Origin of the sequence: Gottfriedia luciferensis (assembly GCF_001712755.1) — a bacterium.
Lineage (GTDB): Bacteria > Bacillota > Bacilli > Bacillales > Bacillaceae_G > Gottfriedia > Gottfriedia luciferensis_B.
Genome location: NZ_MDKC01000002.1, coordinates 106040 through 131175, shown reverse-complemented (window position 1 = coordinate 131175; position 25136 = coordinate 106040). Strand labels below are relative to the sequence as shown.

The following is a 25136-nucleotide window of genomic DNA, read 5'->3' as shown; positions in this document are numbered from 1 at the left end:
TATTTCCTTATTTTCGAAATATAAAATTAAAAGATTTTAATGTATTTTACTAGGTTAATCTTAAAAAAATATTTTCCTAGTATTATTTTACGTTTTTCGACAAATTCGACAAAAAAACCTATTCCAAAAAGCTCGGAATAGGCCAAATTTTAATTATTTTCTTCTTTTTTATATCGAATGATCGTCTTTATTTCACCAGAATCATCTGTATCCATAACAAATGATCCATTACTATATTGATCACTATTTCTTAAATCAGTTGGGTCAACTGTCTCAAATTGACCAGATTTACTTAATAAAGCAAACATATCATTTTGGTTTATTGCGTATACCCCAATTAACAAATGAGGATTATTTTTTAAATCACGAAGTACTTTAACACCTCGAGTACCTCGAGAACTTTGAGGGATCGTATCAAGTTTCATTTTTTTAATTGCCCCTCGATGTGTTGCACAGAAAATTTCTTTCACTTCATTATTAATCGTATCTGCAGAAACAACAAAATCATTATCTTTTAAATTTATTCCTTTAACTCCACCAGCTCTTAATCCTTGAATACTAATTTCTTCAACAGTAAATACCAATGTGTATCCTGAACTTGTAGCCAATAACACTTGATCAGTTTCTGAAGTGACACCAGCAAAAATTAAGGAATCATCAGACTTAATTGACATACCGACAAGTGGTTTAGAATATCGTTGTACTTTTAATTGCTGTATACTTGTACGTTTTACAACACCATTTTTAGTGACAAATAATATATAATCTTTATTTTCTTCAAAATTATTTACGACTGTAGCAGAAAGAATTGCTTCGTCACGCTCAATAGGAATAATATTAGCAACATGTTGCCCCATATCTTTCCATCTGATATCCTGCATTTCATGAATTGGTAAATATAAATAGTTACCTTTTGAAGTAAATAAAATTAGTGTATCTGTCGTTGTACTTTCTATTTGATAAATTAAACGGTCGCCTTCTTTCATACCGTAATCTTTACCATTCGAAGCTGAATAAGATCTTGGACTTGTTCGTTTAACGTATCCTTCACTAGTAACGGTGACAATAACGTCTTCTTGAGCAATTATATCTTCTCTAGAAATTTTAATTTCTTCGATTTCTTCTTGAATTGTCGAACGTCTGTCGTCTGCATATTTCAACTTAATTTTCTTTAAGTCTGTTTTGATAACTGACAATAATTTTGCTTCACTGTTTAAAATTGCTTCAAGCTGTTTGATCTTTTTATCTAACTCATCTGCTTCTTCTTGTAATGCAGTAATATCAGTATTTGTTAAACGATATAACTGTAACATAACAATCGCTTCAGCTTGTTGTTCAGTAAACGCAAATTGAACAATTAACTTATCTTTTGCATCACGTTTATCATTTGCAGAACGGATTGTTGTTATCACTTCATCTAAAATTGATAAAGCCTTCATTAAACCTTCTACAACATGCTGTCGAGCTTTAGCTTTTCTTAAATCAAAATTTGAACGATTTGTAATGACCTCTTTTTGATGTTCAATATACGCATCAAGAATTGCCGGTAATGACATCTGTTTTGGTGTACGATTATAAATCGCAACCATATTGAAGTTATAAGGTATTTGAAGCTCAGTGTTTTTATATAAATAATTTAAAATCGCTTCGTTATTTGCATCTTTTTTCAGTTCAATGACAATACGTAGTCCAGTACGATCTGTTTCATCACGTACTTCCGTAATTCCATCTACTTTTCGATCAAGACGAACCTCGTCCATTTTCTTTACTAAATTCGCTTTATTCACTTCTGAAGGAATTTCTGTAATAATTAATGCCTGTTTACCACCACGTAAATCCTCGGTATGAACACGGCTTCGTATAATGATTTTACCTTTACCTGTTTCATAAGCTTTTTTTATTCCATCTACACCTTGAATGATCCCTCCAGTAGCAAAATCTGGTCCGTGGATTACGGTCATTAATTCATCTACTGAACAGTTTTTATTTTCAATGCGCATAATGGTCGCATCGATTACTTCTCCAAGGTGGTGCGAAGGTATTTCAGTTGCATATCCAGCAGAGATTCCAGTACTACCGTTAACTAATAAATTTGGAAACATTGATGGTAAAACAACTGGCTCCATACTCGTATCGTCAAAGTTTGGCACAAAATCAACTGTTTCTTTATCAATATCTCTTAATAGTTCACTTGCTATCGCTGATAACCTAGCTTCCGTATAACGCATAGCTGCTGGAGGGTCTCCATCGATACTACCGTTATTTCCGTGCATTTGAATTAAAACATTTCTTAATTTCCAATCTTGACTTAGTCGTACCATCGCATCATAAACAGAAGTATCACCATGAGGATGGTAATTACCAATTACATTTCCGACTGTTTTAGCAGATTTACGGTAAGGCTTGTCTTGCGTGTTTCCTTCAACATGCATTGAATACAAAATACGGCGCTGAACTGGCTTTAACCCGTCACGAGCGTCAGGTAATGCACGTTCTTGAATAATATACTTACTATATCGACCAAAGCGGTCACCAATTATGTCTTCTAAAGGGATATTATATAATTTTTCCGATGATTGCATCAGACTTTGCTCCCTTCTGATTCTACTTCAACTTGCTCATTGTTTAAAATTTTGTCCTCTTCATCTAAATCAAATACTACATTCGATTCAATCCATTTACGTCTAGGTTCAACTTTATCACCCATTAAAGTAGTTACACGACGATCCGCTCTTGCAGCATCATCAATTTTCACACGAATAAGCGTTCTAGTCTCTGGATCCATCGTTGTATCCCAAAGTTGGTCAGCATTCATCTCACCAAGTCCCTTGTAACGCTGAATCATATACCCTTTACCGATTTTTTTGATTGCATCTTGTAAGTCTACCTCTGACCAAGCGTATTCGATTACTTCTTTTTTTCCAGAACCTTTACTTACTTTGAATAAAGGAGGTAAGGCAATATAAACTTTACCAGCCTCTACTAAAGGCTTCATATAACGGTAAAAGAATGTTAGTAATAGTACTTGAATATGCGCTCCATCTGTATCAGCATCGGTCATAATAACGATTTTGTCATAGTTCACATCTTCAATATCAAAATCACTACCTACTCCTGCACCAATCGCATGAATAATCGTATTAATCTCTTCATTTTTCATTATGTCAGCAAGTTTTGCCTTCTCGGTATTAATAACCTTACCACGCAGGGGCAAGATTGCTTGGAATCGTCGATCACGACCTTGTTTAGCACTACCACCAGCTGAATCACCCTCAACTAGGTATAATTCGTTTTTTTGTGGGTTACGAGATTGTGCAGGTGTGAGCTTACCGCTTAATGAAGTTTCTGTGCGTTTTCTCTTTTTACCACTTCTTGCTTCCTCACGTGCCTTTCTTGCTGCTTCTCTTGCTTGATAAGCTTTTATCGATTTCTTTACTAATGAAGTTGCAATGTCTGGATTTTCTTCCAGGAAATAAGCTAATTGATCCGAAACAACTGAATCAACAGCTGATCTTGCTTCACTAGTACCTAATTTACCTTTTGTTTGTCCTTCAAATTGAAGCAGCTCTTCAGGAATTCGTACTGATACAATTGCAGCTAATCCCTCACGAATATCCGCTCCATCTAGATTTTTATCTTTTTCTTTTAAGAGACTTACTTTTCTTGCATATTCATTAAACGCTCTTGTTAAAGCAGTTTTTGCACCAACTTCGTGCGTACCACCATCTTTTGTACGAACATTATTTACGAAAGAAAGCATCGTTTCCGAATAACCGTCATTAAATTGAAATGAAAATTCAACCTCAATTTTATTTTGTAATCCTTCAAAGAATACAACAGGATGTAATGCTTCTTTTTCTTCGTTTAAATACGATACAAATGCTTCGATACCGTTTTCATAATAAAACTCTTCGAACGTATCATGTCGTTCATCTTTAATTGTAATTTTTAAGCCTTTTAATAAAAATGCTGACTCTCTAAGTCTTTCACATAAAGTATCAAAGTTAAAATTTGTAGTACTAAAAATAGTCGGATCTGGTTTAAAATGGATCGTCGTACCAGTTCGTCTTGTCTTACCAACGATTTCTAATGAAGTGACTGCTTTACCTCCAGCTTCAAATCGTTGCTTGAAAATTGTTCCTTCACGGTGAATTTCAACTGTTAACCATTCTGATAAAGCATTTACTACTGATGCACCAACACCATGTAGACCACCACTTGTTTTGTAGCCGCCTTGTCCAAATTTACCACCTGCGTGTAATACAGTTAAAATAATTTCTGGAGTTGGTTTTCCCATTTTGTGCATTCCAGTAGGCATCCCACGACCATGGTCTTTTACGCTTAAGCTATTATCTTTATGAATAACCACATCTATTTGAGTCCCGTGACCAGCTAATGCTTCATCTACAGAGTTATCTACGATTTCATAAACTAAATGGTGCAGACCTCTACTATCTGTGCTGCCAATATACATTCCAGGTCGTTTACGTACAGCTTCTAAACCTTCTAGTACCTGTATCGCATCTTCGTTATATGTTGTTTCATTCTTTGCCAACACCATTTCTCCTTTCTAACTAAACACTTACATAAGAACATCTGTTCCATTATATCATATTATAAATAAAATGTTTCTTCTAATCGTTCATGTTAATGGTTTTTTTCCTAACTTACAAGTCGAACATGAAAAAAAATATCGGAAAACTTTATAAGAAACTGGATTTTAGAATCAAGAAAATGCAGGTTTAAGGTTGAAAATTGATAATTTAACTTAACAAAATTCTATTTTACAGAACTTGCAAATTGGACTAATTGCGTTTCTAAATTGATGCATATCTGTACAGTTTCTTAAGCTTACCCTAATGTACTTATTCCCTACTCGATCTTCCGTTAAAAAAACTCACTGATTAACAGTGAGCCAGATTTTAAAACAAATTAAAAAAATTGATTATCAGACTTGTCGAAAACGCTTTACTTTCGAGTCACGAAGGCAAGTGGTGACCAAATTTACCTTATGCGGTAATTTAGCATTGCAGCCAGGTAAAGCACGAAGAAAACGAGCTTCTGATGACCAGTATAAAACAGTGAGCTTTTTTAACGGACTATCTTGTCATTGCATGCTCAACTTTAATACAACGATCCATAATGACCGTTTTACCATTTTCCTTTAACAATTGATATGCTTCTTCGTTTTCGATACCAAGCTGCGCAAAGAAAACATCGCAATCAATTTTAAGAAACTCTTGTGCTACAGGTAATAGGTGTTCAGGTCTTCTAAATACATTTACAATATCTACTTTTTCATTTATTTCAGTCAAACTTGCTACTGCTTTTTCTCCTAAAACAGTATCAACTGTTGGATTTACTGGAATAATTTTATATCCAGCATCTTGCATAGCCTTACTTACCATATAAGACGTTTTAGACGGGTCCCCTGATAATCCAACAACTGCAATTACTTTACTTGATTTTAAAATCTTGCCAATTTCTTCTCTTGATGGGTATTTACTCATTTGCTAGTCACCCTTTCTGTTTGCATAAATAAGCGAAAAGATTAACTTTTCGCTTATTTTGTATTCTTTTATCATATTTCCTAAGTCAATTGCCTGTCAATCATTGACTAGAAGCTAATGTTAATGTTGAATTAGTTAACTTACCATCACGGTAATAAGTAATCTTTAACTTATCTCCAACTTTTTTATGTGAATATAAGTATTCTCTGACAGTAATGACATCACTTACTGGCTTGTCATCAAGTGCAACGATAACGTCTAATTGTTTCATTCCAACTTTAGCAGCAGGAGTATTTGGATCAACATGTGTAACAACTGCACCTTTAGTCACTGAACCAGGTAATTTCAATGTTTCTTCGATATTAAATTGCGGTATTTCATCAAGTGATTTTAAGCCTACACCCATTACAGGTCGAGTCACTTCACCAAATTTTTCGATTTGATCTAAAGCTGGTTTTGCAATATTCATTGGGATTGCAAATCCAATTCCTTCAACAGCTTGTTCGGCAATTTTACTTGAATTAATCCCGATTACTTCACCTTTTGCATTGATTAAAGCACCACCACTATTACCAGGATTAATCGCTGCATCCGTTTGAATTACTTGAGTTTGGTAATCTGCAACTCCATCTCCATCGATATCTTGTGGTATTTCACGAGCTTTACTACTTACAATTCCTTCTGTTACAGTACTTTCTAAAAATCCAAGTGGATTTCCAATTGCAATAGCAGTTTCACCAACGTTAATTTTTTCTGAATCACCTAATTTAGCGATATTTGTAACATATTTTGCATCTATTGCTACAACTGCTAAATCTAATAATTCATCTGTTCCAACAAGCTTAGCATCAATTAATTGACCATCTGCCATTTTTACTTTTAATTGTTTTGCACCAGCAACAACATGGTTATTTGTCGCTACTAAAGCTTTATTTCCTACTCTTTTATAAACTACACCTGAACCAGATCCAGCTTCTTCAGTTTCCATTGAAAATGGATTTGATGATTGATAATTATTAACTCCTACTACAAATTTGCGAGCATTTTGGATCGTAGTTGTTAAATCTTCTCTTGATACATTAATAACTTGTGTTGGTACTGTATTCGTATCATTATTTAAGTTTGCAGGTTTATTAGTTAAATTAAAAATATCCGGGGATACGATTGAGATCGTTACAGCTCCTATTATCGCTCCAATAAAGCCTGTAACAAGTGGATATCCTCCACGTCTACTTCTCTTTTGTCTTTTATGATTATTATCATCGTATAAATCTGTTTCATCATAATATCCCATAATTCATTCCTCCAATATGTAGGTATCTTTTATTGATATTAATTTAACCCACTCATGTGTATTTGCTGTGAACTTTTTGATTTAATTCAAATATTTTTTCAAATTAAAAATAAATTCAACTCCATCTTCCTTATTATGAACTTTTATAGTTGAATGATGTAAGTCTAGGATTGTTTTTACGATTGCTAAACCTAAACCTGTTCCACCATTTTGTCTGTTTCTAGATTCATCAATACGATAGAAGCGATCCCAAATTTTATCAATTTTATCAGCAGGGATTGGATTACCTTCATTAAAAATAGAGATATTTACATTATCCCCTTCATCTAATAAATTCATTTTTATAACACTACCTGGGTTCCCATAATGGATTGCATTTGATAGGATATTAATAATTACTTGTTCTATTTTTCTTTTTTCACCTATTACGAGCGTATCCTCATCAAGATTAAAATTGAAATGACAATGAATATTACTATTTTCAAACATGCGAATAATCACATTTTCTATGCAATCCACAATTAAAAAAGGTTCACTTTTTAGTGTATATGTTCCTGATTGAAGTTTGGAAAGTTCTAACATATCGACAACTAACCCGTTCATCCGATCAACTTCTTCAAGGATTACATCTGCATAATAACCATTTTTTTCAATATTTAATCCATCTTTTAAACCTTCTGCATAACTTTGCACAATACTTAATGGCGTTTTAAGCTCATGAGATACTCCACTAATAAACTCTTTTCTTATTTGTTCTAACTGTTTTTCTTTTTCAATATCCTTCATTAATTTAACATTTGCCTGCTGTAAATTTTCAATCGTACTAGCTAAATTCTCAGATAATGAATTTATTGATTTGGATAATTGTCCAATTTCATCATCGGATTGAATATCAATTTTCTCGTTAAAGTTTAATTTTGCTAATTGATCTGTTACAGAATTCATTTTCAATAATGGTTTCGTAATCAATTTCGAATAGTAAAAAGAAACGATCACAATCAGCAATAAAGCAATAATAAAAGCGTAAATATAAAAATCTTTTAAAACGTACATCGCTTCATTTACTGGTTGTAGGGAAGTAATGGCAAAAATAACTTCTTTTGAACCTTTATTCGTATTAATTGGGTAAATAAAAACTTTATTTTCTAATCCATTTGCGCGGTCTAAGTAACGATAAATTAACGGGAAATCCTCCTCAGAATAGTTAGAAAAATCTTCATTACTCTTTGCCCAATCAGTTATTGCACCCATTAATGAGTTCATTTGAGCTGAATATGTATATTGATTTGCAATTGGTAAATGTAAATTAACAACTTTCCCTTTAATTTCAATATTCACCAATTCCTGAAGATTATTTTTAGTTGACAGTTGAATCGTGTTAGAAGGTTGATTTTCCTCTTGCCAAACACCCATATTCGTTTTTATATAAAGTGGAATAAAATAATCATCTTGAACATAACCTCGGATTGTAATCCTTGAATTTTCTTTAATATTAAGCCCTAAAATACTGTCTATTTGATCCGAATATAATAAATTATTTAAAGGTACATATACCTTTTTTCCTTCATTCGTAAGGACGGTTAAATCAAAATTATTCTCAGCTTTTAATACGCCTCTTTTATCTAAAACTGCTAAAGTTGTATTGTATTTGGAATATAGTTTAGATAGCTCTTGTTGAAACTGATTGTTGTTAAATTTACCCGCTTTATAACCTTTAGCAAATTGTGTAAGTTCCTCTGTTACAATATTTACTTTCTTATTCGTATAAAAAGATTGCATAAAGATTGATTGACCAACAAATACAATTAATAAAAATATAACTAATAATAACGTTATGGATAAAAAAAGTTTACGGACTATACTATTTTTCATTTTCTACTCCTCAAACTTATAGCCTACTCTAATAACTGTTGCTATATGCTTTGCTTTGTCTCCCAATTTATGTCTAAGTTTTTTTATATGTGTATCAACCGTTCTTCCATCACCAAAATAATCAAAACCCCAAATATTATTTAATAATTGATCTCTTGTTAATACGATGCCTTTATTATCAATTAAATAGCATAGTAATTCGAACTCTTTATTCGTAAGTTGTAATAATTCATTATTTATTGAAGCTGTCCTTGACGACGTATTGATCGTAATTCCACAAATCGTTTTAGATTCTTTATCATCTTCTTTTAAATCAGCCGTTCTTCTAAGTACACTTTTTGCTTTCGCTACTAGAATCTTAGGACTGAATGGCTTTGTCACATATTCATCTGTTCCAATATCAAAACCAAGTAATTGATCTTCTTCTTCTGAGCGAGCAGTGGTCATAATGATTGGAATACTTGATTGCTCTCTAATTAACTTACAAACTTCCCATCCATCTAATTTTGGTAGCATTAAGTCTAAAATAATTAAATCTACTTGATTTTCGTTAAATTTCTTTATACCTTGTTCTCCATCTTCTGCTTCGATTACAGTAAATTGATCGTTTTCAAAATACTCTTTTACGATTTCTCTTAATCTTTTTTCATCTTCAATGATTAAAACTGTCGGGTTCATATTTTTTTCCTTCCATTAAAATTGATAGATATTAGAACTTTTACCTAAAATAAAATGTCCTTTGTTTCCTGATTTGAATTAATATTCTAAAGCAACTATCTATATATTCGCTTAAAATTGTGATAAAATCATATGATACTGCACTAATTTATTATTGTTTGAAAAGGAGCTAGAAAATGAGTTTGGTCATTATTGTACTAGCCTATTTAATCGGATCTGTACCATTCGGTTTAGTAGTTGGAAAAATATTTTACGGAGTAGATATCCGTCAACACGGTAGTGGAAATCTTGGTGCGACAAATACATTCCGCACATTAGGTAAAAAAGCAGGTATTATTGTAACACTTGGAGATATTTTAAAAGGAACACTAGCAGCTTCATTACCTGTATTATTCCATTATCATGGAATTCACCCATTAATTATCGGTCTAGTTGCTGTTATTGGACATATGTATCCAATATTTGCCGGATTTAGAGGTGGTAAAGCGGTAGCAACCTCTGCAGGGATCTTATTATATGCATCACCACTACTTTTTGTCTGCTTAATCATTATCTTCGCAATTAGTTTAAAAACAACAAAATATGTTTCACTTTCGTCAATGTTAACAGCATTTTTAGGTACAATTTTAGCTTTTATAATGGAATACACTGGTCTAATTAAAGACAATGGGTACATCATAACTTATATTTTAATCGTACTTACAATCTTTGTCGTATATAAACATCGTCCAAATATAAAACGAATTAAAGACAAAACAGAACCAAAAGTAAAATTTTAAAAGCATGATTAGCTAAAGATTAGAGAATGAAGATGAATGATCTCCCTCTCTAATCTTTTATTTATTCATGCTCTTATTGCTTCTTCTAACCTTTAATCTTGCCCCATCGCCTTCTCATATGCTTCATACCAGTCAGGGAACACCTTCTTAAATTTAATCGGTCTAAATGTTTCTTTATGAACAACGACGTGTGTTGAATTTCCTATACAGCAAATATCCCCTTCTTCATTAAGGATTTCATATTCATAAATCACTTTAAGTGGTGTGAGTGATTTTACTTTTGTTTTTACTATAGCAGTCTGTCCATAACGAAGACTCTTCTTGTATGAAACATTCAAATCAATCACTGGAGAAATAACACCTTGTGATTCCATTTCTGCATAATTAAAGCCCAAATCTTTTATTAATTGAGTACGTCCAATTTCAAACCACACTAAATAATTTGCATGGTAGACAACACCCATTGCATCTGTTTCTACATATCTTACTTCAACTAATTTTTCTGAAATAAACATAAAGTCACCTCTTATTCTTCTACAGAATACTTTACCAAAAAATTAATAATTGTTCTATTTTTTAACTTATCCTAAATGTTATAATTTTCTTATAATAATCTAATGATTTTCTAACATTAGAAATTAGGAGGTCGAACTTCTTGAAGGTTCTAGTAGGCTCAATCTTAATCATCCTTCTTTTTTTATTCGGAGTATGGCTTCTTCTTTCTCCAACATTTGAAAAAATTGGCGAGAAATCAGCGAAAGTAAAAAATATTTTAAAGGATAAGGGGGACAAAAATAATGGAAATTCGTCCAAATGAAAAAAAGAAATCATTATTCAATCGTAAACTAATTGGAGGAATCATCGCGGGTATTGCGCTGATCTTAATCACAACAATTCCAACATTATTTATTGAAAAAATAACACCTGGTTATGTAGGAGTTGTCTACTCACCAAATGGAGGAATACAGAAAAACACATTATCACAAGGTTGGAATTTCGTTGGTTTATTCGATAAAGTAACCGAGTATCCAGTCCGTCTTCGTACAGTAGAATATAAAGACGTGGCATTAGCTACTTCAGACGGTAAAAGAATCGAAATGGATTTATCCTATACATATAAAATTGACCCTTCTAAAGTAGTATCCATGTTTAACGAGTTTGGACCTGTGTCGATCGAGGAAATTGAGGAAACATATTTAAAGAAACGTCTACAAGATGCAGCACGAATTGCAGTATCAAAATACACAGTTTTACAATTATACGGCGAGAAATCAAGTAATGCCTCAGCTGATATCGAAACAATCTATAAAGACGATGTAAAAGTACTTGGATTCTTTGTTGAAAATTTAACACTAGGAACGCCAAAACCCGATGCAAAAACGCAGGATGCAATTGATGCACGTGTTCAAGCTGCCCAAGAAAATGATCGTAAAAAAATTGAACTAGAAACGGCTAGAATTGAAGCAGAAAAGAAAAAAGTAGAAGCAAAGGCTGATGCTGATTCACAACTAATCAGAGCACAAGGTCAAGCAAAAGCGAACCAAGTAATCCAACAAACGTTAACCAATGAATTAATTGAATACAAAAAAGCAGAAAAATGGGATGGAAAACTCCCTACTGTTTCAGGAAGTAACTCAAATATCATTCAATTCCCACTTGATCCAAATAGCGATAAAGAATCAAAAAAATAAATATTCGTGCTAAAAAACCTAGCTTTCGGCTAGGTTTTTTATTTTCAATTTGCTTTTCCACCTATTCTCTTCTAATCCAAACTCTTTGGCATATATTTAATAGAGACGAATATCTACGTTTAATGGAAGGAGATAAACTTGATGCAAATTCATGTTGTAAAAAGTGGAGAAACAGTAATGAGTATTGCAGATTTTTATGGAGTTGAACGCCAAGCACTCATTAATTCAAATGCTCTTGTAGCTCCTTATAAAATAATAAAAGGTCAATCGCTTGTTGTACCAACTACAGGAAATGAATATTTTGTTCAACCCGGTGATAACTTATATGATTTAGCTTTAACCTATGGTGTAACATCAAGTCAAATTGCAACTTTAAGTGGAATTAGTCCATATGCTACATTAAATGTCGGCCAAAAGCTACATCTTCCACCACGAAAAAAAAGAAATATCGAATCAATTGGCTATTTACAACCTACTTCAAACCCAATTAAACCAGCACTTGAAGAATCGGCTCGAACAGAAAGTAAGTTTTTAACCTATTTAGCACATTTTAGCTTTGATGCGAAAAGAGATGGTACATTAACAGAACCACCACTTGGAAACATTCCTCAAATCGCAAGGGATAATCGCTGTATATATATGATGGTTGTCTCTAATCTTGAAAATGGACAGTTTTCAACATCACTCGCAACCGATATATTACAAAGTCCAGCAGTTCAAGATAAATTGATAAATACAATTATTAGTACTGCTAATAAATATGGATTTAGAGAAGTAAATATAGACTTTGAAGACGTTGCCTCAACTGACCGTGTAGCTTATATTAATTTTTTAAATAAAGTAAAATCAAGACTGCCTCAAGGATTCATTTTGAGTGCTACATTAATACCTAAAACAAGTTCAAACCAAAAAGGTAGATTTTACGAAGCTCATGATTATGCTAACATAGGTAGAGTTGTGGACTTCGTTGTCATCATGACATATGATTGGGGCTGGCAAGGCGGTCCTCCTATGGCCGTATCACCTATTGATCAAGTTCGTAAAGTAATCAACTATGCAAAGACCGTAATTCCTGTACCAAAAATTGTAATGGGTCAAAATCTATATGGATTTGACTGGAAAGTTCCATTTAAACAAGGTACCATGGCTAAAGCATTAAGTGCTGAAGCTGCGACAAATTTAGCAATTCAAATGACAAACGAAATCCTTTTTGATAACAAAGCAAAAGCACCTCATTTCCGATATACAGAATCAAATGGTCAAAAACATGAAGTTTGGTTCGAAGATGCAAGATCAATTCAAGCCAAGTTTAACTTAATAAAACAAGAGAATATACGTGGGATCTCGTATTGGAAATTAGGATTACCTTTTATTCAAAATTGGGAGCTTCTTGAAGCTAATTTTAATGTAGTTAAAAGAGCATAAAGAAAAGCTAGGTATTTATGAGGCTAACTCAAAATACCTAGCTTTTTTTAATTAGTCATTTGTATTATTAAATGCTTGCTCGTCTTTTAGTTCACTTTCTAATGCTGCTATAGCTTCCTCGCGACGTTGATTTTTAGCTAATGCATTTTGACGATCTTGCTCATTTCCGAATTTCATAGAAGCTTCTGCTTCGTTAATATTTTCCCTCGTATTGTTTATATTATCTTGAATTTTTCTTGCATTATCACTACGATCATCTGGCTTTGGTGTATTTGTATATTCCATCATAAATCACTCCAATTCAAAATTTGTTTTTGTGTTTTTGATTTTACCCGTTATCTACAATTGGTTGTTTGCCAGTAGGATCTTTATACTGCATTTGTTTACCCTTATTCCCACCAGCTGCTTTGTTTTGAGTACCTACATGATTTGGTACAAAATCTTTAGGATGTTTTTTTGGATTTCCCATTTTATCGCCCCCTAGCGATAGTATGAGTTTTGTTGCTGTAAATATGTAAAAGGAAATTAAAAAATGACCAATTTTGACAACAAAAAAAGAAGGAAATAATTCCTTCTTTTGTATAAACAAAATTTGATTTTTATAATGACTAATTTACTCCGCTTTAGCTTTTCTTTCTAAACGTTCTTCTAGTCGATCATATATTTTATTCAAAGCTTCTTCATCATTTAATAGTGAATTTTTATTTTCTAGAATTAATTCTTGAAACGATTTATGTCTTTTCTTTCTCAAAACAATCACCTCTTCTTTTTATGTTAGTATTGCCAAAAAAAAGAGTTTTCTTACATTTTAGTAAATTTTTTCTTATTTTAAAAATGCATTTAATTGTTTTTCAGTTAATGGTCCAATTTGTTTAAAAACTACTTCTCCATTCGGATTAATAAAGTATGTAGTTGGTATTGAAATTACACCATATTTACGAAAATTATCACCGTTTTCATCAATTAAAATTCGATAATTCATACTATTTTTATTAACAAAATTCTTGATAAAGTTTAAATCCTTTTTCTCGCCAATATAATCCGCAACACCAATCATTTCAATATCCTTATGCTCTTGATGGAATTTCTCTAATGCTGGTATCTCGTCTTGACAAGGAGGGCACCAAGTAGCCCAAAAGTTTAAGATTACTTTCTTACCTTTAAATGAAGACAAATTAACCTTCTTTTCATCCAAAGTCATCAATTGTATATCAGGTGCCTGCTGTCCAACTTGAACACCTAATTTTTCAATTGAAGCAATATAAGCATCATTATTGTTACTGACTTTTTTCTCTTCTTCTTTTTTCTCATATAATTGAAAAATTGAATACCCTAACGCTACAAAAAGAATCAGCAAAGGAATTACTTTTTTCATACAAATCACCCTTTTAATGAACTATCTCTATTTAACCATAATAAATACAAAAGTGGAACATGCTCACATATGTTCTTAGACAATATCTCTTTGGATTATCTTTTAACTACTATTTCCCATTCAAATTATCTTAATATAGATCCACTTTCATTATATTTTTTACAGGAATGGCCTATTAATTCGTAATTTTTTTATCCATTTAGTCCATTTTAGTGTTAGGTTGATCGCTTCAATCCGATTAATTACTGATATTCTGATTTTAATTGTGATTTTACAAATTTAATTGCGATAACATCATTTTAATTGCGATTAACGGTTTTTATTTGCGATAACATCATTTTAATTGCGATTACTGGTTTTTATTTGCGATGACACCATTTTAATTGCCATTACCGGTTATTATTTGCGATGACATCATATTAATTGCCATTACTGGTTTTTATTTGCGATGCCACCATTTTAATTGCCATTACCGGTTTTTATTTACGAAGACATAACTTAATTGCGATTTCTGATTTTTATTTGCGATGACATCATTTTAATTGCCATTACTGGTTTTTATTTGCGATGCCACCATTTTAATTGCCATTACCTGTTTTTATTTGCGATAACATCATTTTAATTGCGATTATCGGTTTTTATTTGCGATGACATCATTTTAATTGCCATTACCTGTTTTTATTTGCGATGACATCATTTTAATTGCCATTACCTGTTTTTATTTGCGATGACATCATTTTAATTGCCATTACAGGTTTTTATTTACGAAGACATATTTTAATTGCGATTTCTGATTTTTATTTGCGATGACATCATTTTAATGGCCATTACAGGTTTTTATTTGCGATGACATCATTTTAATTGCCATTACAGGTTTTTATTTGCGATGACATCATTTTAATTGCGATTACTGGTTTTTATTTGCGATGACATATTTTAATTGCGATTTCTGATTTTTATTTGCAATGACATCGTTTAAATTGCGATGCTACTTACCCAAAACAAAAAAACACGGTCCAAAAAAGACCGTGTTTTCTATATTAATGAGTTACTTTAGAATTATTTAATTTATCACGTAATACCATTTGTAAGATACCACCATGACGGTAGTAGTCGATTTCAACTTCGCTGTCGAAACGAGCAACTACTTCAAATTCAACAGTTGTGCCGTCTTCTTTTGTTGCAGTTACTTTTACAAGATCACGTGGTTTAACATTCTCATCTACATTAACAGCAAATACTTCTTTACCGTTTAATCCAAATGTTTCAGCATTTTCGCCATCTTTAAATTGAAGTGGTAAAACACCCATTAATACTAAGTTACTTCTGTGGATACGCTCGAAGCTTTCAGCAAGAACTGTTTTGATTCCTAAAAGGTTTGTTCCTTTAGCAGCCCAGTCACGAGAACTTCCCATACCGTAGTCATTTCCAGCTAAGATCATTAATCCAGTACCATCTTCTTTATAACGCATTGCTGCATCATAAATTGACATAACTTCGCCAGTTGGCCAGTAAGTAGTGTATCCACCTTCTGTACCTGGAGCGATTTGGTTACGGATACGGATATTAGCGAATGTACCACGCATCATTACATCGTGGTTACCACGACGAGAACCGTATGAGTTAAAGTCTACAGGTTTAACACCTTTACTTTGTAGGTAAAGTCCTGCAGGAGTTGTTTTACCAATAGAACCAGCTGGTGAAATGTGGTCAGTTGTTACTGAATCACCGAATTTACCAACGATTTTTAAACCAGCTAATGGTTTAACTACACCTGGCTCTTTTGATAATCCTTCAAAGAATGGAGGATTTGCGATATAAGTTGATTCGCTATCCCATTTGTATAAAGAATCATCAGTTGTTTGAATTTCGTTCCAACGTTTGTTATCTTCAAATACTCTTTCATATTCTTTTTTGAATAATTCAGGAGTAACTGTAGATGCAACTACTTCTTGAACTTCTGCAGATGTTGGCCAGATATCTTTTAAGAACACATCGTTTCCATCTTTATCTTGACCGATTGGCTCAACTGAGAAGTCGATATTTACATTACCTGCTAACGCGTAAGCAACTACTAATGGTGGTGATGCTAAGTAGTTACCTTTAACTTGAGGATGAATACGTCCTTCGAAGTTACGGTTACCAGAAAGTACAGATGTTACTAACATATCATTGTCAGCAATAGCTGCTTCCATTTCAGGAGCTAATGGACCTGAGTTACCGATACATGTAGTACATCCATAACCAACAATGTTAAAGCCTAATTGATTTAAGAAAGGAATTAATCCAGCTTCTTGTAAATATCCACTAACAACTTTAGATCCAGGAGCTAATGAAGTTTTTACATAAGCAGGTACTGTTAATCCTTTTTCAACAGCTTTTTTAGCTACTAAACCAGCACCTAACATAACGTATGGGTTTGAAGTATTTGTACAACTTGTGATTGCTGCGATTGCTACTGCACCTGTTTTAAATGTTGTTTCAGTACCATTTTCAAATTTAACGTTTACTTCTTTATTTAATGCTTCGTCAGTTAAACCGAATCCTGCATTACCCATTGGAGCAGAAACTGCTGCTTGGAATGCTTTTTTCATTTCAGATAATGGGATTAAATCTTGTGGACGTTTTGGACCAGAAAGATTTGATTCAATTTCTGAAAGATTGATTTCTACTAAATCAGTAAATGTAGGATCTTCTAAGTCAGCTGTATAGAATAAATCATTTGCTTTGCAGTAAGCTTCAACTAATTGAATTTGCTCTTCAGAACGACCTGTTAAACGTAAGTAGTTAAGTGCCTCAGCATCAACTGGGAAGAATCCACATGTTGCACCGTATTCAGGAGCCATGTTTGCAATTGTAGCACGGTCTGCTAAAGGCATACTTTGTAAACCTGGTCCAAAGAACTCAACAAATTTATTTACTACACCTTTTTTACGTAAAACTTCAGTAACTTTTAACGCAACATCAGTTGCAGTAGTTCCACTTGGTAAAGCACCGATTAATTTAACACCGATAACTTCTGGAACTGGGAAATATGATGGTTGACCAAGCATACCTGCTTCAGCTTCAATACCACCTACACCCCAACCTAATACACCAATACCATTAATCATAGTAGTATGTGAGTCAGTACCCACTAATGTATCAGGGAATGCAACAACTTCACCATCTTCATTTGCAATTGCATGTACTACATTTGCTAAGTATTCTAAGTTAACTTGGTGTACGATACCAGTTGCTGGTGGAACTGCACGATAGTTATTAAATGCTTTTTGAGCCCAGCTTAAGAATTGGTAACGCTCTTCGTTACGAGAAAATTCTAAATCCATATTGAAATCTAATGCATCCACTGAACCAGCTTTATCAACCATTACAGAGTGGTCAATTACTAGATCTACTGGAATTTCTGGATTAATTACTTCAGGGTCTCCACCCATATCAGCCATAGCTTTACGTAATGAAGCTAAGTCAACTACAGCTGGAACACCTGTGAAGTCTTGTAAAATAACACGAGAAGGTTTAAACGGAACATCTACATCTTGTAGCTCGTTTGTTCCCCATTTTGCTAAATTTTCAACATGATCTTTTGTAATTACTCTTCCATCTACTTGACGAAGAACTGATTCTAGTAACACTTTAATCGAATAAGGTAATTTACCGATTTTAGCTACTCCAGCTTCCTCAATTGCTTTTAAGCGATAATAATGATAAGTTTTATCGTTCGCAGTAAATGTCGAACGAGATTGGAAAACGTCATTTTTCCCCATGTGTTCTTCCCCCTATTAAGCAAAAAATGTCTGAATATATTTTATATCCAAACTTTTCAATACCTTACAATAATATATTATTACAATGTATATCATAAGTAAATAACAAGTAACTTATCATTTGTAATAAGTATTACTTATGACCCTTTAAATCAAAATTTAATTCGTTTGAGTTATTTTTAGTTAGTGAGCATTTTGTGAGCATAATGTATGCATTGAGTGTGTGAGGCACAAAAAACTGTGAACATTTATAAAGACTCCTAAATCTTACTAGGAGTCTTTATTTTTATATAATTATTATATCAATATTACTGCATTTAATCCGAAAACTCTTCTTCCACCTCTTCCCATCTCTCAGTGATGTTGTACCCGATACCACTGTAATAAATACAATCAGATTCAGTATATCTAAACTCACCAGTATTTCTGTAACTGTTTTGAACAGAACCACCATTTACATTACACAGTTAGACTAAAAGAAACCATACTTTGTTATGATATTGCTTTACTCTTCCTCTTTTTCAATTTTAAGACAAGCAGAAGTAGCGGCGGTTGTATACCAAATAAAAAAAACGCAACATTGCCCATTGTATCCCCAAGTTTAAATAGGTCATTCGTATTTTTCAGGGTCATGGAAATGATATAAATAACCGAAAGTAAGCCAAACATAAATGGATGAATGTTTTTTTTAAAGAGTTGGGCAAGCCCCAAAGAAGCAGCATAATGACTCACGTTAAAGCAAGTAAACATTTGCATAATCCACATTACAAGCAACAAAGACTCAAACCGTTCAAATAGCAAACCAGGCATATCAAAACCTCGCATGAGATCAATCGTTGGCCAAGTTTTGGTTACCACACCATCGACGGATAGTGCACCGATGACCATTACGATAGTTATCACGTAAAAGATCAGTGGGATGGAAATTCCAACTAAAACAGCTTTTACTGCTTGGTTTGGCTCTTTCATAAACGCCATTATAATCAACAGGCTTTCAAAACCTATATATGAGAGAGCCGTTGTTTTTATTCCTTTTAGTACGGGCATGATCCCCAACCCCAGTACCGGGCGCAAATTATCCACTTCAAATATTTTAAAACTCATAAAAGCAATCACCAAAAAAACGACGACCGTAATGGGGAGAATAATTTCAAACAGACGTGCCATCGGATTTATGCCGCCCATAATTAAATAGAGACCTATCCACATAAATGGCATCGCGATGGCCCAATATGGGGTACCTTCCAACAAAAATAAACTTGTTACCTCAACTAATGCACGGATATGAAATCCACCCATCATTACAAAATAACATACAAGGATTAGACTTAGTAACTTCCCCATCCATTTCCCTACAATTTCTTGGCTGTATTGATAAAAGGTTTTTCCTGGAAACCGTTGTCCTAATTTGACCATAATAACTCCTGCCACCATCGCAATCAGCCCGCCTAAAATTACAGTTAACCATGTATCTGGTGTATTCACTTTCTCTGTAGCTACCCGTGGCAAGGTCAGAATTCCCGTTCCAAGTATATAATTGCTAATGATAATAACTGCTTGAATTGTTGTAATACGGTCTTTGGGGCTAGTAATCATCGCAGGTCACTTCCTTATTCACAATTCAGGATAAATACTTTCTGATGGCTTATAACTTCTCATTTTTCCAATTTCTTCTTATAAACGGTACAATTTTACATTTCCAAAAAAGAATAAAAATTATGCACGTTGTATTCATGTGAAGTTTACATAATAGCAAGGCTATGAGTATTACTTATTTTATTTACCTTCTTTTTTTGTATAAAAACTTGTATAAAATTAAGAGATTTTAATGCTATGATCAAGAAGCACTTACTATTCAGTTGTAAAATAAGCACTGGAAAGGTAATGTGGGTAGACCTGCTATCCAAAAACTAGAAGGAGCCATGAGTGCTGATCGTGTGAAACGAGGATATTATATTACTTCTTCAGGATTTACTAAGGATGCATTAGAGTATGCTTTTAAAACTAATATCACTCTACATTTAAATAAAATATAAAATAAGAGGTTACACAATTATTCTTCCTCTTTGAACTATATACTTTAATACCAATGAAATTATTAAAATTGCAAAAAAATGAGGCTTGTTCTAGAAGAATTAAAAGGTGGTTTTGCAAAAGAACACAAATCAAATTACCATTAAATAATTAATGTCGCTCACTTCGGTGGGCTATTTTTATTTTAGATATAATAAAGTTTTTTCATTTAAATAATAAAATTTCTACCTCAACTTGTAGATGAATAATTTTAATAGACAATCTATTTATTCTAAATTAAGATTAAGATTTTAGATTAAAATGATTAATGCAAAGGTAAACTCACCACGTATTACACAAAAAGCTCAGACTTTATGGTCTGAGCTTTTCTTATTTATATTTCCTGATAGCGTCCTATAATAATATATCATCAGTATTCACTTTTTTTATAATAATCTTTCTGTACATCCCATCAAACATTATTGGAATATCTACTTTAACAATTAAATGATCTTTATTCTTCTCATACAATTTTTCAAAGTTAACTCCGATGTCAGTACCTAATAATTTTATTAAAGGTCTAATTGCTTTTTTAAATGGCGAAAGTCCTTTGTTTTTTGGTGCAAATTTATCAAAGATGATAATTTCTCCACTTGGTTTCAATACTCTCAACATCTCTTTAAGACACTTATCTGCATCTGGAACAACTGATAATACAAGACTGCCTATAACAACATCGAAATAGGAATCACTCAAACTCATGTCTTGAGCGTCCATTTTTAAAAATTTTATTGATGAGTCTTTAAATTTTTCTTTAGCTTTGTTAAGCATATCATCTGAATAGTCTATAGATGTTATATCTAAATGTTTGTGATTAATCAGTTCCAAATCTGCACCAGTTCCTACTCCAACAAATAGTATCTTTTGATTTTTCAAGAAATTTGTATTACTGAAAACCTCTTTCCTTGCGTGGAGGAATCGCCCAGTGTTAAAAAAATTATCATATAAACGAGACCAAATTTTGTATATCAACTTATTCCACCGATTGTTCATATTACCTCCCATTTATTATTCAATATGCATTCATTATAACAACCAATTAAAGGGACAGAACCTTCTTTAATTCCTAAATATTTTAACATAAATTTCCAATTTTTCCCTTAAAATTTATAATAACTTTGAGTTCTTAGGTATTTAATTAATAATTTTTTTCCAAGCATTGTATTTTACTGATTTTCTTATTTATCATAATGCAGTTCAACTTACATAATTTTCCAAATTATAAGGCATATAACAAGAACTATTGATATTATTTTAATATTACATTTTGTTTTTAATTTTTTTCCAATATCACCTATTTTTTAGAGAAACTTAACTTGTGAGTTTCTCTCTTCTTCCTGTTTATTTCTTGCATCAACTAAAAGTTCACAGTACATGTAAATTTTAATTTCTTTTGGATCTAGATTAGAAATCGATTCATCAATTTGAAATAAAGGTTTTCAGTCATTGCTTTTAATTGTTTTAATGCAGTACAAATCGAAGTACAAAAGGTATTTCCAAATTGATTACTACTAGTTTCACTATAATTACTCATAAGTTTTTCCCTTCTAAAAATAAGACCTTGTTAAATTCAAATATTGATTTTTTAGCAAAAGAAAAAGACCACAAAAATGTGGTCTTAGCTATTTTTCTTTAAACTATTGCAGCATTTAGTCTTAAACTGTGTCTAACATTTGGCGTGCAATTCAAAATACTGGGATTTTCTTTTATAAGGCTGGGTATTTTAGTTTCCTTTTTATTAGCACTATTATTAATAAACAAATTGGGATAATAATTTGTAGAGGTATTTGTAGTAAGAAGGGGACAACATCCCTTGCTTCATTACGTAATGCAACAAAATTCGTAGTCATCCACATTGAACAAACCAACATTATAACGGATGTAGGATAAACTAATTGCTTGCTTTCCTTAATGCCGAATAAATCTGCTGCTCCTGACACCGCACAATGGAAATAGATCGTAATCTTCACGAAATAATTACATACTGAAATCACTATAATAAAGGTATCAACTCTTTGAACAAAATCAGCAATATTAATATAACTAACTGCTGAAAGAAGTGGATAGATGATCCTTTCTATTTCAGAAACACCCAATATGGAAGTATTTAACATTGAAAATAAAGTCAATATAAGCCCAGAAAATAGTAATGATGTTATTCCTACTTGTACTACTTTCTTTTGTTTATTTAAAAATGGCAAAATCATAGTAAATGTAAATATCTCACCAAAAGGATTTGCAATTAATATCGGAGTTGCCTTTAACACTGGTTTCCATCCACTTTCTAATACAGGTCTTAAATTATTAATTTTGATTAAATCAGAAATAATTTCTAATCCAATAATTATAAACATAAGAAACATTATAAATAAAAAAATAAATTCATTCGAACGTGCAAATGTTTCAATTCCTTTATGACATGCATATATGACTATAATCATCATTAATATTCCAATTGAAATACGTGATGAAGCATTGTAAAGAGTAATAACCATTAATTCCTCAAAATTACGCAAAACTCGTGCACCTATATAAATAAAATATAATATATAGATTAGAGCTAACAGTTTTCCAATATATTTCCCTAAAATATATTGTATATATTTTGTAAATGGTACATCAGGAAAAAAAGAATATAACTTTATATATACAGAAAATAATAGACACCCCGCAGTAAGTCCTAATAATAAACTCATCCATGCATCTTGCTTGGCTAAAGAATATATTTCAACTGGTGGGGATGTACCGTTAATAAACATAAAAATCATACATAATAATTGAAAACCACTTACATTTAATTTACGATTCATTATTGCACCATCATTTAATCCTAACTTCCTCTATTTTCTTTTTTATATCATGTTTATTTTTACCATTTAGAATCTAAATTATGATTTATATAACAAAAACTGTATCGGATCAGAAACATTAATGTACAAAGAAAAAAACGCAATGTACCTTATTAAGATACGGAGCGTTATTTTCTATAAAATAGGCATATTTGCGATTCTTACTCTATTCTCAATAACGCTCCATGTACTTCTAATTCCTCAAATTTTCATGATTACCAAAAATGAATTTTCTACATCAGTAGGCTTACTTGTATTTTAATTTTTCTTTTACTATTAATTAATCTTAAGCAGTTTTAACGACAGCAACCTCATATACTTTTTTCAGTCTGCCTAATTAGTTGTTAATTTGTTAACATCTTAGAACCAATTATAGACATTGCAATTGATGCTAAAGGCGATCAACTTGTTAATACTTGTGAGAATAGCCTTAGGATTTTATTGAGGCATTTATATGTAGATAATATCTATTTTGGAAAATGGTACATTAAATTACAAAAAAATAGAAAAATATATTATGAATCAAATAAAACGCTTAAAATCAATATATTGGAGAATAAAATGTTAAAAAAGAAATTTATCGTTTCATTTCTTAGCGTAAGTATACTTTTAAGTAGTTGCTCTAACTATAAAGAATTAAATCAAATATCGATTGTGAATGCAATGGGGATCGATTACTTACCAAAAGAAAAAAAATATCAAGTGATCATTCAAATTATTAATCCTAGTGCAATTGCAACACAAACAGGTTCTCAAGGTATTCCAGTTATTGCATTAGAAGAAAAAGGTAGAACCATATCAGAAGCAGCACGAAATGTGTCAAAGAAAGGATCTCGAACAAATATTTATTCTCATGTAGCACTTGTCATAATAGGAGAAACATTAGCAAAAGAAAAATCATTAAATTTTATTTTCGATGTTTTTGAAAGAGATTCTAAAATTCGTGTAAATATTCCAGTTATTATTGCAAGAGATAAAAACGTAAATAAAGTGATGAATAACATAGCATCACTTGATAAACTATCGGCTAAATCAATTGTAGGAAAAATTAAAAATACATCATCTCTATTAGGTGAAAACCAAGAAACCTTAATGCGTGAGGCAGTTTCTGCAATTTCTAGTAGTGGAAGAGAACCAGTAATAAATGGTGCAAGTTTAGAAAATGAAAGTAAAACATCACAGACACTTGAAAATATGGAAAAAGTCAAATCAAGTTATGATAAGATAAATGGCACTGGTATTTTTAGAGAAGGGAAATTAGTTGGTTGGTTAGATGGGCCACAGGCAAAATCAATACAAATTATTGATAATCTGATCAAGGAAACGAATATACAAATACCATGCAATAAAAAAGAATATGATTCGATGGAGATTACTCGGTTAAAATCAAAGACTGAAATTAAAATGAAGGGTAATATTCCAATAATAAATATAAAAGTTAACTCGATTGGTCATATTGACGAAGTACTTTGTAATGACAATTTTGATAAGGCAATAACGCTCGATAAATATGAAAAATTAGCTGAAAATGTTATAAAACGAACAATCGAAATAGGAATATCTGAAGTAAAAAAACTCGGTGGAGATGCATTTGGATTTGGAGAAAAATTACATATGTCTAATCCTAAAATTTATAAAAAATATGAAGGAAATTGGAATGATACATTTAAAAAGTCAAAAGTGTCAGTGGATGTCGACGTTCAAATTAATAATGTGGGAATGAGAAAGAAACCTTACCCTTATTAGTAGACAAGTTATAAAAGAATCAAAATTAGTAAACGCACTCAACCAATATTGAGTGCTTCAGCAATTATAAGATATAT

Annotated in this window: 21 protein-coding genes and 1 pseudogene; 6 read left to right on the top strand and 16 right to left on the bottom strand. The window is 32.1% G+C overall.

Annotation, left to right across the window (positions count from 1 at the left end; genetic code table 11):
* Positions 1-149: 149 nt before the first annotated feature.
* The 6 genes from parC to BED47_RS03150 form a co-directional block, all read right to left on the bottom strand.
* Entirely contained in the window at positions 150-2582 is a 2433-nt protein-coding gene (gene parC / locus BED47_RS03175) for a DNA topoisomerase IV subunit A (protein ID WP_069032381.1), read from the bottom strand.
* Positions 2582-4555, bottom strand: coding sequence for a DNA topoisomerase IV subunit B (parE, locus tag BED47_RS03170; protein ID WP_069032380.1), 1974 nt, complete (start codon positions 4553-4555; stop codon positions 2582-2584). The genes parC and parE overlap by 1 nt, the downstream gene beginning before the upstream one ends.
* A gap of 544 nt (positions 4556-5099) precedes the next feature.
* Positions 5100-5510: a CoA-binding protein gene (locus BED47_RS03165; RefSeq protein WP_056476782.1), complete on the bottom strand. Its 411-nt coding sequence runs from the start codon at positions 5508-5510 to the stop codon at positions 5100-5102.
* 100 nt (positions 5511-5610) lie between these two features.
* Positions 5611-6804 carry a S1C family serine protease gene (locus BED47_RS03160; RefSeq protein ID WP_069032379.1) on the bottom strand — a complete coding sequence of 398 codons (1194 nt, stop codon included), beginning with the start codon at positions 6802-6804 and terminating at the stop codon, positions 5611-5613.
* 81 nt (positions 6805-6885) lie between these two features.
* Complete coding sequence (locus BED47_RS03155; protein WP_069032378.1) at positions 6886-8676, bottom strand: sensor histidine kinase; 1791 nt, start codon at positions 8674-8676, stop codon at positions 6886-6888.
* A 3-nt stretch (positions 8677-8679) separates the two neighbouring features.
* Entirely contained in the window at positions 8680-9354 is a 675-nt protein-coding gene (locus BED47_RS03150) for a response regulator transcription factor (RefSeq protein ID WP_069032377.1), read from the bottom strand.
* Between the two features lie 176 nt (positions 9355-9530).
* Between BED47_RS03150 and plsY the strand changes: the two genes are divergently transcribed.
* The gene (gene plsY, locus BED47_RS03145; RefSeq protein ID WP_069032376.1) at positions 9531-10133 is read left to right on the top strand and encodes a glycerol-3-phosphate 1-O-acyltransferase PlsY; all 603 of its coding nucleotides are present in this window, start codon (positions 9531-9533) and stop codon (positions 10131-10133) included.
* 92 nt (positions 10134-10225) lie between these two features.
* Here the strand turns inward: plsY and BED47_RS03140 are convergent, their stop codons facing one another.
* Complete coding sequence (locus BED47_RS03140; RefSeq protein WP_069032375.1) at positions 10226-10648, bottom strand: acyl-CoA thioesterase; 423 nt, start codon at positions 10646-10648, stop codon at positions 10226-10228.
* A gap of 140 nt (positions 10649-10788) precedes the next feature.
* Between BED47_RS03140 and BED47_RS23585 the strand changes: the two genes are divergently transcribed.
* From BED47_RS23585 to BED47_RS03130, 3 genes are all read left to right on the top strand, one after another.
* Positions 10789-10950 carry a hypothetical protein gene (locus tag BED47_RS23585; RefSeq protein ID WP_165347184.1) on the top strand — a complete coding sequence of 54 codons (162 nt, stop codon included), beginning with the start codon at positions 10789-10791 and terminating at the stop codon, positions 10948-10950.
* Positions 10931-11824, top strand: a complete 894-nt coding sequence (locus BED47_RS03135) for a prohibitin family protein (protein WP_069032374.1) — start codon at positions 10931-10933, stop codon at positions 11822-11824. The genes BED47_RS23585 and BED47_RS03135 overlap by 20 nt, the downstream gene beginning before the upstream one ends.
* A gap of 138 nt (positions 11825-11962) precedes the next feature.
* Complete coding sequence (locus tag BED47_RS03130) at positions 11963-13249, top strand: glycosyl hydrolase family 18 protein (RefSeq protein ID WP_069032373.1); 1287 nt, start codon at positions 11963-11965, stop codon at positions 13247-13249.
* Between the two features lie 51 nt (positions 13250-13300).
* On the opposite strand, the gene tlp is transcribed toward BED47_RS03130, so the two are convergent.
* From tlp to BED47_RS03105, 6 genes are all read right to left on the bottom strand, one after another.
* Positions 13301-13534: a small acid-soluble spore protein Tlp gene (gene tlp / locus BED47_RS03125; protein ID WP_069032372.1), complete on the bottom strand. Its 234-nt coding sequence runs from the start codon at positions 13532-13534 to the stop codon at positions 13301-13303.
* A 43-nt stretch (positions 13535-13577) separates the two neighbouring features.
* Entirely contained in the window at positions 13578-13718 is a 141-nt protein-coding gene (locus tag BED47_RS03120; protein ID WP_069032371.1) for an acid-soluble spore protein N, read from the bottom strand.
* 144 nt (positions 13719-13862) lie between these two features.
* A complete protein-coding gene (locus BED47_RS23090) occupies positions 13863-14000 on the bottom strand; it encodes an FbpB family small basic protein (protein ID WP_082459651.1) in 138 nt (45 codons plus the stop codon).
* A 72-nt stretch (positions 14001-14072) separates the two neighbouring features.
* The gene (locus BED47_RS03115) at positions 14073-14624 is read right to left on the bottom strand and encodes a TlpA family protein disulfide reductase (protein WP_069032370.1); all 552 of its coding nucleotides are present in this window, start codon (positions 14622-14624) and stop codon (positions 14073-14075) included.
* A 1040-nt stretch (positions 14625-15664) separates the two neighbouring features.
* The gene (gene acnA, locus BED47_RS03110) at positions 15665-18391 is read right to left on the bottom strand and encodes an aconitate hydratase AcnA (RefSeq protein WP_069032369.1); all 2727 of its coding nucleotides are present in this window, start codon (positions 18389-18391) and stop codon (positions 15665-15667) included.
* A 492-nt stretch (positions 18392-18883) separates the two neighbouring features.
* A complete protein-coding gene (locus tag BED47_RS03105) occupies positions 18884-19987 on the bottom strand; it encodes a spore germination protein (RefSeq protein ID WP_069032368.1) in 1104 nt (367 codons plus the stop codon).
* Positions 19988-20271: 284 nt separating this feature from the next.
* Here BED47_RS03105 and BED47_RS23085 point away from each other — a divergent pair.
* Positions 20272-20427: pseudogene (locus BED47_RS23085) on the top strand (restriction endonuclease); the annotation flags it as partial.
* Positions 20428-20818: 391 nt separating this feature from the next.
* Here BED47_RS23085 and BED47_RS03100 read toward each other — a convergent pair.
* From BED47_RS03100 to BED47_RS03095, 3 genes are all read right to left on the bottom strand, one after another.
* Positions 20819-21457: a class I SAM-dependent methyltransferase gene (locus BED47_RS03100; protein ID WP_069032367.1), complete on the bottom strand. Its 639-nt coding sequence runs from the start codon at positions 21455-21457 to the stop codon at positions 20819-20821.
* Between the two features lie 406 nt (positions 21458-21863).
* Positions 21864-21998 carry a hypothetical protein gene (locus BED47_RS24310; protein ID WP_286143684.1) on the bottom strand — a complete coding sequence of 45 codons (135 nt, stop codon included), beginning with the start codon at positions 21996-21998 and terminating at the stop codon, positions 21864-21866.
* Positions 21999-22170: 172 nt separating this feature from the next.
* Positions 22171-23274, bottom strand: coding sequence for a GerAB/ArcD/ProY family transporter (locus BED47_RS03095; protein ID WP_069032366.1), 1104 nt, complete (start codon positions 23272-23274; stop codon positions 22171-22173).
* A gap of 600 nt (positions 23275-23874) precedes the next feature.
* Here BED47_RS03095 and BED47_RS03090 point away from each other — a divergent pair.
* Positions 23875-25059, top strand: coding sequence for a Ger(x)C family spore germination protein (locus tag BED47_RS03090; RefSeq protein WP_069032365.1), 1185 nt, complete (start codon positions 23875-23877; stop codon positions 25057-25059).
* Positions 25060-25136 lie beyond the last annotated feature (77 nt).